The organism is Bacillus sp. FSL K6-3154 (assembly GCF_040869395.1).
Taxonomy (GTDB): Bacteria; Bacillota; Bacilli; order Bacillales; family Bacillaceae; genus Bacillus; species Bacillus safensis.
On sequence record NZ_CP152033.1, the window covers coordinates 2,304,484 to 2,322,190 of the forward strand.

At 45.0% G+C, this 17,707-nt stretch carries 13 protein-coding genes, 4 tRNA genes and 3 rRNA genes; 16 read left to right on the forward strand and 4 right to left on the reverse strand.

Annotated features, from left to right (window positions below):
- Positions 1-32 precede the first annotated feature (32 nt).
- Both MHH61_RS11835 and MHH61_RS11840 read right to left on the reverse strand, forming a co-directional pair.
- Positions 33-359 (reverse strand): AzlD domain-containing protein, encoded by a 327-nt coding sequence (locus tag MHH61_RS11835; protein ID WP_075610950.1) that lies wholly within the window; start codon positions 357-359, stop codon positions 33-35.
- Positions 356-1,081, reverse strand: coding sequence for an AzlC family ABC transporter permease (locus MHH61_RS11840; protein WP_075610951.1), 726 nt, complete (start codon positions 1,079-1,081; stop codon positions 356-358). Before MHH61_RS11840 ends, MHH61_RS11835 begins: the two co-directional genes overlap by 4 nt.
- A gap of 297 nt (positions 1,082-1,378) precedes the next feature.
- On the opposite strand from MHH61_RS11840, the gene MHH61_RS11845 reads away from it, so the two are divergent.
- Both MHH61_RS11845 and MHH61_RS11850 read left to right on the forward strand, forming a co-directional pair.
- Entirely contained in the window at positions 1,379-2,254 is an 876-nt protein-coding gene (locus MHH61_RS11845) for a DMT family transporter (RefSeq protein ID WP_125587413.1), read from the forward strand.
- 78 nt (positions 2,255-2,332) lie between these two features.
- A complete protein-coding gene (locus MHH61_RS11850; RefSeq protein ID WP_125587412.1) occupies positions 2,333-3,352 on the forward strand; it encodes a S66 peptidase family protein in 1,020 nt (339 codons plus the stop codon).
- Between the two features lie 36 nt (positions 3,353-3,388).
- Here MHH61_RS11850 and gltP read toward each other — a convergent pair whose 3' ends face one another.
- A complete protein-coding gene (gltP, locus tag MHH61_RS11855; RefSeq protein WP_024425437.1) occupies positions 3,389-4,639 on the reverse strand; it encodes a glutamate-aspartate/proton symporter GltP in 1,251 nt (416 codons plus the stop codon).
- Positions 4,640-5,008: 369 nt separating this feature from the next.
- On the opposite strand from gltP, the gene MHH61_RS11860 reads away from it, so the two are divergent.
- From MHH61_RS11860 to tsaD, 12 genes are all read left to right on the forward strand, one after another.
- Positions 5,009-5,085, forward strand: a tRNA-Arg gene (locus tag MHH61_RS11860).
- 11 nt (positions 5,086-5,096) lie between these two features.
- Positions 5,097-5,170, forward strand: a tRNA-Gly gene (locus MHH61_RS11865).
- 131 nt (positions 5,171-5,301) lie between these two features.
- A 16S ribosomal RNA gene (locus tag MHH61_RS11870) occupies positions 5,302-6,850 on the forward strand.
- Between the two features lie 182 nt (positions 6,851-7,032).
- Positions 7,033-9,963, forward strand: a 23S ribosomal RNA gene (locus tag MHH61_RS11875).
- A 61-nt stretch (positions 9,964-10,024) separates the two neighbouring features.
- A 5S ribosomal RNA gene (gene rrf, locus MHH61_RS11880) occupies positions 10,025-10,140 on the forward strand.
- The 16S, 23S and 5S rRNA genes sit together here with 4 tRNA genes alongside, the layout of an rRNA operon.
- 18 nt (positions 10,141-10,158) lie before the next feature.
- Positions 10,159-10,235: transfer RNA gene (locus MHH61_RS11885), tRNA-Met, on the forward strand.
- 4 nt (positions 10,236-10,239) lie between these two features.
- Positions 10,240-10,316 (forward strand) — tRNA-Asp (locus tag MHH61_RS11890).
- Between the two features lie 273 nt (positions 10,317-10,589).
- Complete coding sequence (gene thiL / locus MHH61_RS11895) at positions 10,590-11,567, forward strand: thiamine-phosphate kinase (RefSeq protein ID WP_125587193.1); 978 nt, start codon at positions 10,590-10,592, stop codon at positions 11,565-11,567.
- A gap of 58 nt (positions 11,568-11,625) precedes the next feature.
- On the forward strand, positions 11,626-12,057 hold the full coding sequence (tsaE, locus tag MHH61_RS11900; protein WP_231120778.1) for a tRNA (adenosine(37)-N6)-threonylcarbamoyltransferase complex ATPase subunit type 1 TsaE: 432 nt from the start codon (positions 11,626-11,628) through the stop codon (positions 12,055-12,057).
- The gene (tsaB, locus tag MHH61_RS11905; protein WP_025092761.1) at positions 12,038-12,727 is read left to right on the forward strand and encodes a tRNA (adenosine(37)-N6)-threonylcarbamoyltransferase complex dimerization subunit type 1 TsaB; all 690 of its coding nucleotides are present in this window, start codon (positions 12,038-12,040) and stop codon (positions 12,725-12,727) included. The genes tsaE and tsaB overlap by 20 nt, the downstream gene beginning before the upstream one ends.
- A gap of 25 nt (positions 12,728-12,752) precedes the next feature.
- Positions 12,753-13,181 (forward strand): ribosomal protein S18-alanine N-acetyltransferase, encoded by a 429-nt coding sequence (gene rimI / locus MHH61_RS11910; RefSeq protein WP_034622166.1) that lies wholly within the window; start codon positions 12,753-12,755, stop codon positions 13,179-13,181.
- Positions 13,174-14,202 carry a tRNA (adenosine(37)-N6)-threonylcarbamoyltransferase complex transferase subunit TsaD gene (tsaD, locus tag MHH61_RS11915; protein ID WP_024426735.1) on the forward strand — a complete coding sequence of 343 codons (1,029 nt, stop codon included), beginning with the start codon at positions 13,174-13,176 and terminating at the stop codon, positions 14,200-14,202. The genes rimI and tsaD overlap by 8 nt, the downstream gene beginning before the upstream one ends.
- A 270-nt stretch (positions 14,203-14,472) precedes the next feature.
- Here the strand turns inward: tsaD and MHH61_RS11920 are convergent, their stop codons facing one another.
- The gene (locus MHH61_RS11920; RefSeq protein ID WP_125587194.1) at positions 14,473-16,395 is read right to left on the reverse strand and encodes an ABC-F family ATP-binding cassette domain-containing protein; all 1,923 of its coding nucleotides are present in this window, start codon (positions 16,393-16,395) and stop codon (positions 14,473-14,475) included.
- 138 nt (positions 16,396-16,533) lie between these two features.
- Between MHH61_RS11920 and moaC the strand changes: the two genes are divergently transcribed.
- Together moaC and MHH61_RS11930 are read left to right on the forward strand one after the other, a co-directional pair.
- Positions 16,534-17,025 carry a cyclic pyranopterin monophosphate synthase MoaC gene (moaC, locus tag MHH61_RS11925; RefSeq protein ID WP_024424463.1) on the forward strand — a complete coding sequence of 164 codons (492 nt, stop codon included), beginning with the start codon at positions 16,534-16,536 and terminating at the stop codon, positions 17,023-17,025.
- Between the two features lie 15 nt (positions 17,026-17,040).
- A complete protein-coding gene (locus MHH61_RS11930) occupies positions 17,041-17,694 on the forward strand; it encodes a redox-sensing transcriptional repressor Rex (protein WP_008355687.1) in 654 nt (217 codons plus the stop codon).
- Positions 17,695-17,707 lie beyond the last annotated feature (13 nt).

Consider the following 17,707-nt stretch of genomic DNA (forward strand, 5'->3'; position numbering starts at 1 on the left):
AAGCTTAACCACATGTGGTTAAGCTTTTTCTTTTAGAAAAACCATCTAGCAGTGCCCATCAGCATGACGCCGACAAGAACAGTAAGTGACAGGCTTTTTGTCCAAACAGCAATGAGTACAGTAGGAGTCAAGACAGCAAGATACATCCAGTGAATGGTGACGCCTGTGCCTGTTGATGTATGGATGAAGAGATGCTCTGCAATCAAAGCTGTAAAGATACAAATAGGAATAAACGATAACCATTTCAGCACCACTTCAGGCAGCTGAATACTCCGTACAAATATAAAGGGTACGACTCTCGGAATGACGGTGACGATCATACAACCAACAATGAGCCATAACATAAAGCTGCTAATCATTTATCTGTCACCACTCCAATAGTTGCGACAAGTACAGTTGCTATGAGAACAGCCACATGTGATGGAACAAAATGAAGCAGAACAAACATAGCAATGACCATATACAACACAAGTGACAGGCGATGAGTTAACTTATTTTTGGGTACTGTCTGTAACGAAAGGACTAACAGTGCAGCAAACATCGCTGATAAAGCAAAATCAAGACCAAGCGCTTCAGGATTTGAAATCCAATGTCCAAAAATGCCGCCAAGTATGCAGGCCGCAATCCAGCATAAATACGCCGTTAAGTTCAGTCCGTGCATCCACCTGTTATTCAGCTTTCCTTTCTGCGCTAATTTATTTATCGCTACACCGAAGGATTCATCAGTCAGCAATAGACCGAATCCTATATTTTGTTTCACAGAGTAGCGTGTGAAATGAGGAGCAAGCGTCAGGCTGAGCAATAAATGCCGCAGATTGACAATAAATGTAGTGAAAATAATAGCGGAAAGGGGACTCCCTGTCACAAGCAGTGCACAGATAATAAACTGTGAAGCACCTGCGTAAATAAAAATCGATAAAAGCGCAATGTCCCATATACTTAACTGTGCGCTAATTCCAACAATTCCGAAGGCAAACCCAATACTCATATAACCGAGCAGGGTTGGCACACAATCTTTTATTCCCTCGAGAAACGGTTCATGTTCCGTGCTGGGAATGTGTTTCCTCGCTTCAATTTCCAACGTCCTCTACTCCTTTTCTCCGTGGCCACCTATAGTTTTACTTACTATATGAAAACGAATTCAGCATGTCAATACCCGTTTATCTTCTATTATATGAAGAAAAATGGTGACAAAAAAGGATTGAAGTCAACCAGAATTTGTTATAAAGTAGTCTGAAAATAAAAATAAATGAGGTGACGACAATGCTATGGAAGCCTTTATTTGAACATGATGTACCAAACACCCTCCGTCCATAACGGAGAGTGATCTCCGTTTGTGGATATGGCGATCAATATATCCAGTAACGGAGGGGAAAAGATGAAGGAAAAATATATAGGCGCCCTTTACCTAGCAATCGCTGCAAGTATTTGGGGCGGCATGTACGTTGTTGTCAAAGTAACAGTAGCGGTGGTTCCGCCGCTTGAGCTTGTATGGATGAGATATGCTATAGCAGGAATCGTGCTGGTGTGCACCATTTGGCGGTTGGGCTATTCCTTTCGATTAGATAAAAAAGATATCCCGCTTGTTGTCATGATCGGATTGATCGGAAATTTCCTATCAATTGTGACCCAAGAAATTGGCACCATGTATACGTCGGCACAAATGGGGGCTGTTATCACATCTGCGACCCCTGCTTTTATGGTGCTGTTTGCGTTCTTTCTATTAAAAGAAGCCATGACTGTTCGAAAGTGCGCATCCATCCTGCTTGCTACAGCAGGTGTATGGCTCATGATTGGACCAGTCGCAGTGCAAACAGATGAATTTATTGGCGGTCTCTCACTCGTCATCGCTGCTTTTACATGGGCGCTCATGTCTGTTTTGTTGAAACGGGTTCCAGGAAAGTACCCTCAAATCGTGACGACCACATATGCGATCATCATTGCATTCATTGTCTTAACACCACCTGTTCTATTTCGTTTACCTCATCTAGATGTGGAGCAGATGGCAAGACCAGAGATTTGGGGCGGTATTCTTTATCTAGGCATCATCTCAACAGCTTTAGCATTCTTTTTGTGGAATAGAGGGCTTCAATTGATGGATGCCTCGAGCGGCGGTCTGTTCTTTTTCTTTCAACCGATCGTAGGGACAGCTCTTGGCTGGCTGCTTTTAGGTGAAGAGATGGGGATACGCTCATTCATTGGGATTCTCTGTATCTTTGCAGGAGTCTATACTGTACTGCGTCAAAAGGAATAAGAAGAGATGTCCCTTATAAAAGGGGCATTTTCTTTAATATGGATAGGTTAAGAGAGATAGAGGTTGGAGGGAAGAACAATGATACAATTTCCGCATTTGCAAAAAGGACAAACAATTGGCGTCACAGCACCTTCCTCAGGTGTACAGCCATCTTTGCATGACATGTTTCAGCTTTCATGTGAACGAATGAAAAATAGAGGCTATGATGTCATATGTGGAGAGACAGTCTGGCAGCAGGAAAAGGCAAAATCTGCCCCTGCGATAGAACGAGCAAACGAACTTCAATACATGATGACATGTGAGGAGATTGACCACATCATCCCGCCATGGGGAGGACAGCTGCTTATGGAAGTGTTAGAGCACCTTGATTTCTCATCCATGCAAAAAAAGTGGATTCTAGGATACTCAGATACGAGTGCACTCCTGCTGGCGTTGACATTAAAAACAGGCATTGCCACAGCGCATGGGCCGAACTTAGTAGATCTTCAGGGAGAAGAACTTGATCAAACGACTGTCATGTGGGAAGAAGTACTTTCAACAAAAGAAGAAATGGACATAAGCCAGTTTTCTTCATCTATGTATCAAAAGGAATGGCAGCGTGACGATCCGATTAAACATGTCTTTCATTTAACAGAATCGACCGCATGGCATACGGTTGATCAACAAGAAAAAATAATAAAGGGAAGACTGATGGGCGGCTGTATTGATGTCATACGCCACCTAGCGGGGACGCCTTTTGGAGATGTCAAAGCTTTTCAAAAAACATTCTTAAAAGATGAACCAATTCTCTGGTATTTCGAAAACTGCGAATTAAATGCTGCAAGCGTGAAGAGATCGCTTGTTCAATTAAAACTAGCAGGGTGGTTTGATCACTGTTCAGGTATGATGTTTGGGCGAAGTGCAGTAGATGTGCCTGTTGAGGGGTATCAGTATCAGGATGTATATGAAGAATTACAAAAGGAACTACAAATCCCCATTTTTTACGATATAGATTGTGGGCATGTCCCGCCGCAAATGACGCTGATTAATGGGGCATATGCAGAAGTACAGCTGCATCCTCAAGGAAAAGCCGTACTAAAGCAAACATTTTTAGCATAAAAGAAGGAAAGGGCGACCCCTTTCCTTCATATCACATTACATCCCTTTTGTTTCTTCACCTGCTTTAGGAACTTCCCATGCTGACTCACGGAATACTTTTTCCCATTTAGATACGACAATACATGCAACGGCATGCCCTGGAACATTCACGCCTGTTCGTGCCATATCCATAATTCGGTCAACACCGGCTATGATGGCGACGCCTTCTGCTGGAAGACCTACTGCATGAGCGGTTGCCAAAAGAACAACGAGTGAACCGGATGGCACAGCTGCAATCCCTTTACTCGTTAACACAAGAACAAGCATCATCAAAAGCTGCTGTGACAGACTCATGTCGACACCAAACGCTTGTGCAAGGAATACGCAGGCAACCGATAAATATAAACTTGATCCATCACAATTGAGAGAAAGACCAGATGGAATCACGAAGGAAACGATTCTTTTTGGACACCCGTATTTCTCCATTCGTTCCATCAATTGAGGAAGGACAGTTTCAGTACTCGTAGTAGAGAAGGCAACAAGGAACAAATCCCAAATCATTTTTAATACTTCGAAGTAGTTAAAACGGAAGATCAGTGCGACCAGAGGGAATAAAGCAAAGAGAATAATGAATAATCCTAAAAATACAGTCCCGACAAGCTTCATCATTGGGATTAATAAAACAATGCCATATTGGCCGACAGAAGCAGCCATTAATGCAAGAACCCCAATAGGTGCTGTCACCATCACCATCTGTGTGAGCTTAAACATGATTTGTGCCACTGATTCAAAGAAGGTGAGAACAGGAGCAGAAGCTTTACCGATACCGCTTGCCGCTACACCAAATAATATGGCGAAGAAAATGACAGCAAGTAAATCATTCTGAGCCATAACATCGACGATATTGGTTGGAATGATATCTAATACCATTTGTTTAAAGTCAACGACTTTCTCTGTATAACCATCTAACTCCCCAATATCTTTCTTAGCTAATTTAGAGAAGTCGAGGCCAACGCCAGGCTTTAGCCCATTTGCCAATAATAGCCCGATCCCAAGAACGATGGTTGTGATGACCTCAAACCAAATGATCGTCTTTAATCCAAGGCTGCCCATTTTCTTCATGCCGCCGCTGCCGGCTGCGCCAATAACAATGGTTGAGAAAACGATTGGAACAACGATCATTTTAATTAGCCTGATGAATCCATCACCAATTGGCCGCAGTGCCATTCCGAAGTCAGGGAAGAAATGGCCGATAAGAGCTCCTATCACCAAAGCGATCATGATTTGAAAAGCGATAAACTTTTTCATCATCTCCTACCTCCTTTAAATGCTTGGAAAAATATTAAGAATTTTCCAATAAATAAAAATTCTATGTGGGCAAGTTTTGTCCTCCTTTGTATTTAGAAAGATTTTATTTAAGAATCATTGGAATTATGAAGAAAGAGAAGAAAATAGGGCTATTACATGTCTATTTATCTAAGAAAAAATCATTTTTAAAAAACATGAAACTTTTTTAGAAAAATGTATTGACCCTTTTATATGATCCATGGTATATTTTTATTCGTCGCTGATGACGTATTTGAAACACAGACGTTCACACGCATGCGACAAACAAATTTCAAAAAGATGTTGACTTAATAAAAACGATATGTTAAGATAATTAAGTCGCCTGATTAAGCGCCCGTAGCTCAATTGGATAGAGCGTTTGACTACGGATCAAAAGGTTAGGGGTTCGACTCCTCTCGGGCGCGCCAATACAAACCACGCGGGTGTAGTTTAGTGGTAAAACCTCAGCCTTCCAAGCTGATGTCGTGAGTTCGATTCTCATCACCCGCTCCATTTTGAACATGATCTTTGAAAACTAAACAAGACAAAACGTACCTGTTAATTCGAGTTTTTATAAAAAAATCCTATGATACTTCATAGGTAGTCAGTCAAACTGGCGAAAAGCAAAACTTCGGTTTTGTACTTTTTCGGAGAGTTTGATCCTGGCTCAGGACGAACGCTGGCGGCGTGCCTAATACATGCAAGTCGAGCGGACAGAAGGGAGCTTGCTCCCGGATGTTAGCGGCGGACGGGTGAGTAACACGTGGGTAACCTGCCTGTAAGACTGGGATAACTCCGGGAAACCGGAGCTAATACCGGATAGTTCCTTGAACCGCATGGTTCAAGGATGAAAGACGGTTTCGGCTGTCACTTACAGATGGACCCGCGGCGCATTAGCTAGTTGGTGGGGTAATGGCTCACCAAGGCGACGATGCGTAGCCGACCTGAGAGGGTGATCGGCCACACTGGGACTGAGACACGGCCCAGACTCCTACGGGAGGCAGCAGTAGGGAATCTTCCGCAATGGACGAAAGTCTGACGGAGCAACGCCGCGTGAGTGATGAAGGTTTTCGGATCGTAAAGCTCTGTTGTTAGGGAAGAACAAGTGCGAGAGTAACTGCTCGCACCTTGACGGTACCTAACCAGAAAGCCACGGCTAACTACGTGCCAGCAGCCGCGGTAATACGTAGGTGGCAAGCGTTGTCCGGAATTATTGGGCGTAAAGGGCTCGCAGGCGGTTTCTTAAGTCTGATGTGAAAGCCCCCGGCTCAACCGGGGAGGGTCATTGGAAACTGGGAAACTTGAGTGCAGAAGAGGAGAGTGGAATTCCACGTGTAGCGGTGAAATGCGTAGAGATGTGGAGGAACACCAGTGGCGAAGGCGACTCTCTGGTCTGTAACTGACGCTGAGGAGCGAAAGCGTGGGGAGCGAACAGGATTAGATACCCTGGTAGTCCACGCCGTAAACGATGAGTGCTAAGTGTTAGGGGGTTTCCGCCCCTTAGTGCTGCAGCTAACGCATTAAGCACTCCGCCTGGGGAGTACGGTCGCAAGACTGAAACTCAAAGGAATTGACGGGGGCCCGCACAAGCGGTGGAGCATGTGGTTTAATTCGAAGCAACGCGAAGAACCTTACCAGGTCTTGACATCCTCTGACAACCCTAGAGATAGGGCTTTCCCTTCGGGGACAGAGTGACAGGTGGTGCATGGTTGTCGTCAGCTCGTGTCGTGAGATGTTGGGTTAAGTCCCGCAACGAGCGCAACCCTTGATCTTAGTTGCCAGCATTCAGTTGGGCACTCTAAGGTGACTGCCGGTGACAAACCGGAGGAAGGTGGGGATGACGTCAAATCATCATGCCCCTTATGACCTGGGCTACACACGTGCTACAATGGACAGAACAAAGGGCTGCAAGACCGCAAGGTTTAGCCAATCCCATAAATCTGTTCTCAGTTCGGATCGCAGTCTGCAACTCGACTGCGTGAAGCTGGAATCGCTAGTAATCGCGGATCAGCATGCCGCGGTGAATACGTTCCCGGGCCTTGTACACACCGCCCGTCACACCACGAGAGTTTGCAACACCCGAAGTCGGTGAGGTAACCTTTATGGAGCCAGCCGCCGAAGGTGGGGCAGATGATTGGGGTGAAGTCGTAACAAGGTAGCCGTATCGGAAGGTGCGGCTGGATCACCTCCTTTCTAAGGATATATGGAGCAGCGTACGTTTTCGTCTTGTTTAGTTTTGAAGGATCATTCCTTCAAAACATGTCTCTAGCGAGACAGGATTGTTCTTTGAAAACTAGATAACAATAAGTAATACATTCACATTGAATGCAATGCAAAGTTCATCACACATAGTGATTCTTTCTAAAGTAAGAAATGGTTAAGTTAGAAAGGGCGCACGGTGGATGCCTTGGCACTAGGAGCCGATGAAGGACGGGACGAACACCGATATGCTTCGGGGAGCTGTAAGCAAGCTTTGATCCGGAGATTTCCGAATGGGGAAACCCACTGCTCGTAATGGAGTAGTATCCATACTTGAATACATAGAGTATGAGAAGGCATACCCGGGGAACTGAAACATCTAAGTACCCGGAGGAAGAGAAAGCAAATGCGATTCCCTGAGTAGCGGCGAGCGAAACGGGAACAGCCCAAACCAAGAGGCTTGCCTCTTGGGGTTGTAGGACACTCTATACGGAGTTACAAAGGAATGATATAAGCGAAGAGGTCTGGAAAGGCCCGCCAAAGAAGGTAACAGCCCTGTAACTGAAATGTCATTCTCTCCAGAGTGGATCCTGAGTACGGCGGAACACGTGAAATTCCGTCGGAATCCGGGAGGACCATCTCCCAAGGCTAAATACTCCCTAGTGACCGATAGTGAACCAGTACCGTGAGGGAAAGGTGAAAAGCACCCCGGAAGGGGAGTGAAATAGATCCTGAAACCGTGTGCCTACAAGTAGTCAGAGCCCGTTAACGGGTGATGGCGTGCCTTTTGTAGAATGAACCGGCGAGTTACGATCCCGTGCAAGGTTAAGCAGAAGATGCGGAGCCGCAGCGAAAGCGAGTCTGAATAGGGCGCATGAGTACGTGGTCGTAGACCCGAAACCAGGTGATCTACCCATGTCCAGGGTGAAGTTCAGGTAACACTGAATGGAGGCCCGAACCCACGCACGTTGAAAAGTGCGGGGATGAGGTGTGGGTAGGGGTGAAATGCCAATCGAACCTGGAGATAGCTGGTTCTCTCCGAAATAGCTTTAGGGCTAGCCTCAAGGTAAGAGTCTCGGAGGTAGAGCACTGATTGGACTAGGGGCCCCTACCGGGTTACCGAATTCAGTCAAACTCCGAATGCCGATGACTTATCCTTGGGAGTCAGACTGCGAGTGATAAGATCCGTAGTCGAAAGGGAAACAGCCCAGACCGCCAGCTAAGGTCCCAAAGTATACGTTAAGTGGAAAAGGATGTGGAGTTGCTTAGACAACCAGGATGTTGGCTTAGAAGCAGCCACCATTTAAAGAGTGCGTAATAGCTCACTGGTCGAGTGACTCTGCGCCGAAAATGTACCGGGGCTAAACGTATCACCGAAGCTGCGGACTGTTCTTACGAACAGTGGTAGGAGAGCGTTCTAAGGGCTGTGAAGCCAGACCGGAAGGACTGGTGGAGCGCTTAGAAGTGAGAATGCCGGTATGAGTAGCGAAAGACGGGTGAGAATCCCGTCCACCGAATGCCTAAGGTTTCCTGAGGAAGGCTCGTCCGCTCAGGGTTAGTCGGGACCTAAGCCGAGGCCGAAAGGCGTAGGCGATGGACAACAGGTTGATATTCCTGTACCACCTCCTCACCATTTGAGCAATGGGGGGACGCAGGAGGATAGGGTAAGCGCGGTATTGGATATCCGCGTCCAAGCAGTTAGGCTGGGAAATAGGCAAATCCGTTTCCCGTGAAGGCTGAGCTGTGATGGCGAGCGAAATTTAGTAGCGAAGTTCCTGATTCCACACTGCCAAGAAAAGCCTCTAGCGAGGTGAGAGGTGCCCGTACCGCAAACCGACACAGGTAGGCGAGGAGAGAATCCTAAGGTGATCGAGAGAACTCTCGTTAAGGAACTCGGCAAAATGACCCCGTAACTTCGGGAGAAGGGGTGCTTCTTAGGGTGTTAAAGCCCCGAGAAGCCGCAGTGAATAGGCCCAGGCGACTGTTTAGCAAAAACACAGGTCTCTGCGAAGCCGTAAGGCGAAGTATAGGGGCTGACGCCTGCCCGGTGCTGGAAGGTTAAGAGGAGCGCTTAGCGTAAGCGAAGGTGCGAATTGAAGCCCCAGTAAACGGCGGCCGTAACTATAACGGTCCTAAGGTAGCGAAATTCCTTGTCGGGTAAGTTCCGACCCGCACGAAAGGCGCAACGATCTGGGCACTGTCTCAACGAGAGACTCGGTGAAATTATAGTACCTGTGAAGATGCAGGTTACCCGCGACAGGACGGAAAGACCCCGTGGAGCTTTACTGCAGCCTGATATTGAATGTTGGTACAGCTTGTACAGGATAGGTAGGAGCCTTGGAAACCGGAGCGCTAGCTTCGGTGGAGGCATCGGTGGGATACTACCCTGGCTGTATTGACCTTCTAACCCGCTGCCCTTATCGGGCAGGGAGACAGTGTCAGGTGGGCAGTTTGACTGGGGCGGTCGCCTCCTAAAATGTAACGGAGGCGCCCAAAGGTTCCCTCAGAATGGTTGGAAATCATTCGCAGAGTGTAAAGGCACAAGGGAGCTTGACTGCGAGACCTACAAGTCGAGCAGGGACGAAAGTCGGGCTTAGTGATCCGGTGGTTCCGCATGGAAGGGCCATCGCTCAACGGATAAAAGCTACCCCGGGGATAACAGGCTTATCTCCCCCAAGAGTCCACATCGACGGGGAGGTTTGGCACCTCGATGTCGGCTCATCGCATCCTGGGGCTGTAGTCGGTCCCAAGGGTTGGGCTGTTCGCCCATTAAAGCGGTACGCGAGCTGGGTTCAGAACGTCGTGAGACAGTTCGGTCCCTATCCGTCGCGGGCGCAGGAAATTTGAGAGGAGCTGTCCTTAGTACGAGAGGACCGGGATGGACGCACCGCTGGTGTACCAGTTGTTCTGCCAAGGGCATCGCTGGGTAGCTATGTGCGGACGGGATAAGTGCTGAAAGCATCTAAGCATGAAGCCCCCCTCAAGATGAGATTTCCCATTCCGCAAGGAAGTAAGATCCCTGAAAGATGATCAGGTTGATAGGTCTGAGGTGGAAGCGTGGTGACACGTGGAGCTGACAGATACTAATAGATCGAGGACTTAACCTATATTCTATTGTGAAGCATGAACATTGTTATCTAGTTTTGAGAGAACATTCTCTCCATCAGGTTTGGTGGCGATAGCGAAGAGGTCACACCCGTTCCCATACCGAACACGGAAGTTAAGCTCTTCAGCGCCGATGGTAGTTGGGGGTTTCCCCCTGTGAGAGTAGGACGCCGCCAAGCTTGTTATCTTTATATCATCGCGGGGTGGAGCAGTTCGGTAGCTCGTCGGGCTCATAACCCGAAGGTCGCAGGTTCAAATCCTGCCCCCGCAACCAAAATGGTCCGGTAGTTCAGTTGGTTAGAATGCCTGCCTGTCACGCAGGAGGTCGCGGGTTCGAGTCCCGTCCGGACCGCCATTTTTATGACTTGTAAACGAAAACGTATAGTTTCGTTTTTTTTTATGTCTTTTTCTTTCTAGAAGTACCCAAGATGCAATGAAATGATGTGTGTTTGGCTACAATATAAGAAAGAAAAGATAGATTATTTCAACTCAGCCTGGTTTTTTCACACCAGGCTTTCTTTATATCATTTTTAGTTGGAACTGAGACTTATATTCGCTACACTAATACTAACTGTGTTTGACCTCATGTCTACTTAACCAATTGATTGCAAGAAGGGGCTGTCTTTTTATGGATGAATTTGATCTTATTCGCCGAATCACACCAAAAGATACATATCAGCGCTCTTTGATCATGGGCATCGGTGATGATGCAAGTGTTTATCAACCTCATTCACATTGTGAAGAGGTCGTTTGTGTTGATACAATGGTGGAGCATGTTCATTTTCGTTTTGACTTTTCAACACCATTTGAAGTTGGCTTTAAAGCACTGGCAGTCAATGTTAGTGACATCGCTGCAATGGGAGGGACCCCAAAATATTATCTTGTTTCAATTGCGATCCCGCCTCATGGTGATGAGACAATTGTTACGGAGCTTTACGAGGGAATGAAAGCGTTGGCTGACTCTTATCATATGGATTTGATTGGTGGAGATACAGTGGCCACCCGCAGTGACTTTGTCATTACCGTGACGGTCATTGGTGAGGTTTCAAAGGGAAAAGCTTGTTATCGTCACAGTGCTCAGACTGGAGACATTGTCTTTGTCACAGGTGAACTTGGTTCATCAGCTGCTGGGTTATCAATCTTAATGAACGAAGCAGCCCCTTCTAAAGCGGTCGATGCTGATTTTTTTCTTAAGCGTCATAAAATGCCTCAGCCTCATATTGCTGCTGGACACATTTGTTCAAGTTTCCCGCGTGTTACCTTGAATGATGTGAGTGATGGATTAGCGAGTGAGTTGAATGAGATAGCCGAAGCGAGCTGTGTGATGGTCGAGATAGAAGCTGATAAGCTTCCAATTCATCCAGATTTACAGGTGCTGCGCAAAGACTGGCTTGAATGGGTGTTGTTTGGGGGAGAAGATTTTGTTTTAACTGGTACGATACCAGAATGTGATTGGGAAAGCTTTGAATCGCAATGTCAAAAAGAAGGCATTCAGATCACACGTATTGGACAAGTCAAAGATGATCAAGCAGCCAGTGTTATGTTAAAAGACAATGATCAACAAACAATGTTAATGAAAAAAGGATATAATCATTTTAAGAAATGAGGTGACATCAACGGTGAAATTAACATGGACGACAAAAGGTGCGGATGAGACGAAACGAATTGCCGCTGCATTGGCCAAACTTGTGATGCCAGGCGATGTATTGACATTAGAAGGAGATTTAGGTGCAGGTAAAACCACTTTTTCAAAAGGTTTTGCGGAAGGCTTAGGAATTACCCGTATCGTCAACAGCCCCACCTTTACAATTATTAAAGAATATACCGATGGCAGACTGCCACTATATCATATGGACGTGTACCGCATGGAAGATGCAGAAGAAGAGATCGGCCTCGAAGAATATTTTGAGGGTGAAGGTGTATGCTTGGTTGAATGGGCACATCTTATTGAACCTCAATTGCCTTCTTCCTATTTAAAAATTGAAATGCTGAGAACAGAACGTGAAGAAGAACGGCATCTCACGTTTGATGCAAAAGGGGAGCGTTATGAGACCCTTTGTAAGGAGATGAAAAAATTTGACCATACTGGCCATTGATACATCAAACCATACACTAGGAATTGCTCTTGTAAGAGACTTCACTGTGATTGGGGAGAGCATTACGTATTTAAAAAAGAACCATTCCGTCCGAGCGATGCCTACTGTTGAAGCATTGATGAAAGAATGTGGTGTATCACCAAGCGAACTAAGCAAAATCGTTGTAGCAAAAGGACCTGGTTCTTACACTGGCGTCAGAATCGGTGTTACCATCGCAAAAACACTTGCGTGGACGCTGTCTATCCCGATATCAGCTGTTTCGAGTTTAGAAACACTTGCAGCAAATGGCCAATATTTTGATGGATATATCTCACCTTTATTTGATGCGAGAAGAGGCCAAGTTTATACCGGACTATATATGTTTGAAAAGGGTAAGATCAAAGAGGTAGAACCAGATCAAAATATCTTGCTCACGGATTGGCTTCATGAACTGAAGCAGACAGGAAAGCCTGTTCTATTTCTTGGACAAGATGTGCATCTTCATGAAGAGAGCATTCGCTCCATTTTAGGAGAAACGGCTGTACTGGCAGAGGGGACATTCCATAACCCAAGACCTTCAGTGCTTGCATTTTTAGGCGCAGATCGTCCTGCTGAAGATGTCCATCAGCTTGTTCCTAACTATATTCGTTTGGCAGAAGCGGAAGTGAAATGGCTTGAAGGACAAAAATAATCTTCACATAGCAGAGATACGACAAATGACAGTAGCGGATATTCCAGAGGTGTATACGATTGAAGTGCATTCGTTTACAGCGCCTTGGAAAAAGGAATCGTTTGTGTATGAGATTCTTCATAATCAATACAGCCATTATTTCCTCATTGAAGAAAATAAGCAGCCTGTTGGGTATTGCGGGGTCTGGATTGTCATGGACGATGCACAAATTACGAACATTGCGATTCTCCCTGAGCATAGAGGAAAAGGCTACGGGGAAGCATTGCTTCGATATGTCATGGAATTTTGCAAAGAAAAAAAGACAGATCATCTTTCTTTAGAGGTGAGGGTTTCAAATACACCAGCACAATCCCTCTATGAAAAGCTCGGTTTCAGACCAGCTTCTATTCGAAAGAATTATTATACGGATAATGGAGAAGATGCATTAGTCATGTGGGTGAATATAAATGAGTGAACAAACAGATCGATTCATATTAGGTATAGAAACAAGCTGCGATGAAACAGCTGCGTCCATTGTCAAAAATGGAAAGGAAATCGTGGCGAATGTGGTCGCTTCGCAAATAGACAGTCATAAACGATTTGGCGGAGTTGTACCCGAAATTGCTTCAAGGCATCACGTGGAGCAAGTCACCATCGTATTAGAAGAAGTGATGGCACAGGCGGGTATGAGCTTTAAGGATTTAGATGCGATTGCTGTCACAGAAGGACCTGGCCTCGTGGGTGCTTTGCTGATTGGTGTCAATGCAGCAAAGGCACTGAGCTTTGCCCATCAAATTCCTCTTGTTGGTGTTCATCATATTGCAGGGCATATTTATGCAAACCAGCTTGTTGATGAATTGGAGTTCCCATGTTTAGCTCTTGTTGTCTCCGGCGGACATACTGAGCTTGTTTTAATGAAGGAGCATGGATCTTTTGAGGTCATCGGAGAAACTTTAGATGATGCAGCTGGAGAAGCGTACGATAAAGTGGCCCGGACGATGGGTCTCCCGTACCCAGGCGGACCTCATATTGATCGGTTAGCACATGAAGGAGAGCCGACAATTAAGCTTCCTCGTGCATGGCTTGAAGAAGGGTCTTATCACTTTAGCTTCAGTGGTTTAAAATCAGCTGTGATCAACACGTTACACAATGCGTCACAAAAGGGAGAAACGATTGCCCCAGAGAATTTGGCCGCAAGTTTTCAAGCAAGCGTCATTGAGGTGCTTGTTGGGAAAACATTGAAAGCGGCTGAAGCCTATGGCGTGAAGCAGGTCGTTCTAGCTGGGGGAGTCGCTGCCAATAAAGGACTAAGAAAAGCTTTAACCTCAGCATTTACGAAGCTGCCAGAAGTGAAAGTCATTATTCCGCCATTATCTCTTTGCACAGACAATGCAGCCATGATCGCTGCCGCTGGAACCATTGCGTTTGAAAAAGGAATCAGAGGCGATATGGCGATGAATGGCCAGCCAGGATTGCCGCTAGTCTCATATGAATGAAAACTCCTGTGGATGACAGGGGTTTTTATTTTTTTATGAAAGCGATTTATTCACATGTAAACGTTATATATCCACAATTGTTAGAAAATTTCGTTTTAAAATGAAGAGGGTGTGTATAAACACGATCTTTTTTGTGGATATGTGATTAAAACTCTGTGGATAAAGTGGATAAGTCTAATGTATTTAAGAATAATCAAGAAGTTATTGTGGGTATCATTGTGGATAATGAATTTTCTTTGAAAGAAAAAAGAGTACCTTTTAGGGTACTCTTTAAGATTCTGACAGCTCTTCCCACTCTGCAAAAAGTGATTCCAGCTCTTGATTGAGCGTATCATTTTCTGTTTGAATGGATTGGACCTTCTCGTGATCTTGAAAAATATTAGGATCACATAGCAGCTGTTCATTTTCACCGAGCTTGTCTTCGACGACAGCAATGCGTTCTTCAATTTCTTCGATTCTGCGCTGCTTTTGTCTTTCTTTCTTTTTCAGTTCTTTTTCTTCCGCATAAGAAAGCTTTGCCTTTTCTGCTGGCTGTGCAGCCTGTTTTTTAAGCGGCTCATTTTCTTGAAGTGCTTCCAGCTCTAATTGTTCATTTTTCTTTTCAAGATAGTAGTCATAATCACCGAGATATTCTCTTGTTTCTGTAGGCGAAAGCTCAAATACTTTCGTGGCGAGACGATTGATAAAATAACGATCATGCGAGACAAATAAGATGGTTCCTGGATAATCGATTAGTGCATTCTCTAAAATTTCCTTACTATCTAAGTCCAGATGGTTTGTCGGCTCATCGAGAATAAGAAAATTGGCTTTTTGGAGCATCAGCTTTGCCAGTGCAAGGCGTGCTTTTTCTCCACCGCTTAATGCATGGACGGGCTTTAAAACATCATCACCGGAAAAAAGGAAGTTTCCTAAACATGTCCGAATTTCTTTTTCATTCATATGAGGATAGTCATCCCAAAGCTCATTGAGCACTTTTTTCGAGGATGTCAGTTTGGCTTGCTCTTGGTCATAGTAGCCGATCGTGACATGAGATCCAAAAGTGATGTCGCCTTTTACTGGTGTTAATGTGTTCGTTAACGTTTTTAAAAGGGTTGATTTCCCGATTCCGTTAGGACCAATGAGTGCCACACTATCCTCGCGTTTAATCTGAAAAGAAAGAGAGGATAGGAGCGGTGTTTTTTCATCATAACGAATATCGAGATCATGCACCTTCAGCACATCATTGCCGCTTTGTCTCGTAATATCAAAATGGAAGTTTGCGGATTTTTCATCACCTAAAGGCTTATCTAAACGATCCATTCGTTCGAGCTGCTTGCGTCTGCTTTGAGCGCGCTTTGTGGTTGAAGCTCTTGCTAGGTTGCGATCCACGAAATCCTGAAGCTTTGAGATCTCTTCTTGCTGCTTTTCGTATAGTTTCATATCCCGCTCGAGCTGCTCTGCTTTCAGCTCAAGATACTTACTATAGTTCCCTGCAAACTTTTTCATCGAAGTTCTTGAGACTTCATAGACGTGGTTTACGACTTTGTCTAAGAAATAGCGGTCATGGGACACGATGAGAATGGCACCTGTATAATTTTGCAAATACTGCTCCAGCCATGATAAGGTATCAATATCTAAATGGTTGGTCGGCTCATCCAGAATTAAGAGTTCTGGTTTCATTAATAAGAGCTTTCCAAGCGCTAGACGGGTTTTCTGACCGCCGCTTAAGGATTGGACGGTTGTCTCATCTTCAAAATGACTAAAGCCGAGTCCATGAAGAATGGAGCGGACATCTGCTTCATATTGATAGCCGCCCTGATCTTTAAATTCCTGCTGCAGCCTGTCATAGGTTTTCATCAAGGCATCCAGCTCAGAACCTGTGGAGGAAGCCATTTTCTCCTCAATGGTTCTCATCTCTTGTTCCATCACTTTTAAATGATCAAAAACCGATAATAATTCGTCCTTTAACGTACGTGTAGACGTCACATCGGTATGCTGTGCTAAATAGCCGATCGATAGGTCTTTTGGTTTGATGATCTCACCTTGCTCGTAAGACATTTGACCGGCAATGATTTTCAAAAGCGTGGATTTGCCTGCACCGTTACGACCTACAATGGCAATGCGATCCCTTGCTTTGACTTCCAATTTTATATTCGTTAAAACGGTATCAGCGCCAAACGATTTGGACAGCTGATTCACTTGTAGAATCATCATGTAACTTCACCTCTGCTATAATATGTTAAGTGTAGCTTATCAGCAGTAAACCGGCAAATGTTACATACAATCGCCATATTCAAATGAAAGACAGATAGGAAAAAATAGTGTATCATTTGAGTGAGGGAGCGTTGAAAGATGAGTCAATTTAGCCACTTTAACGAACAGGGAAGAGCAAAGATGGTCGACATTAGTGACAAATCGTCTACAGTGAGAACCGCCGTTGCTGTTTCAAGCGTTCGTATGATAAAAGAAGTGTTTCATAAAATAGAGCAACGTGAAATTGGAAAAGGAGATGTGCTGTCTGTTGCACAGGTTGCTGGCATCATGGCAGCAAAGCAAACATCTACCATCATTCCAATGTGTCATCCGCTTGCATTAAAAGGTGTGGATATCTCCTTTCATTGGGAGGAAGACGGAAATGCGCACATCCTGAACATACAAGTACAGGTAAAAACAAAAGGAAGTACGGGTGTGGAGATGGAAGCGCTCACTTCTGCTTCAGTATGTGCACTGACCGTTTACGACATGTGCAAAGCGATTGATAAAGGCATGATCATCGGTCCTACCTATCTAATTGAAAAGACAGGCGGGAAAAACGGTGATTTTCACAGAGCATCTGATATTTAAGTTGGAGGACCTTATATGAATATAGATCAGTCAAAAATTCCACAAGCGACAGCCAAACGTTTGCCGCTATACTACCGTTTTTTAAAAAATCTGCATGCATCAGGAAAACAGAGGGTGTCATCAGCAGAGCTTAGTGATGCAGTCAAAGTGGATTCTGCTACCATTCGCCGAGATTTTTCGTACTTTGGTGCACTTGGGAAGAAAGGGTACGGCTATAATGTCGATTATCTCTTGACCTTCTTCAGAAAGACCCTTGACCAAGATGAAATGACCAATGTCATGCTCATCGGTGTCGGGAATTTGGGGACTGCCTTTTTACACTATAATTTCATAAAAAATAATAATACAAAAATTTCAATGGCTTTTGACGTCAATGAGAGTAAAATAGGAAGTGAGATAGGCGGCGTGCCTGTCTATGATTTGGATAAGCTTGAAGAGCATGTTCAAGAGGTAGGAGATATCCCTGTTGCGATTTTGACAGTACCTGCCGTAGCAGCTCAATCCATTACAGATCGTTTGATTGCCCTTGGCATCAAAGGAATCCTTAACTTTACGCCGGCTCGATTGAATGTGCCGGAACACATTCGAATTCATCATATAGATTTGGCGGTTGAACTTCAGTCTCTTGTGTATTTCTTAAAGCATTACTCTGTTACGCAGGAGGACTGACGAAAAGGGGTAA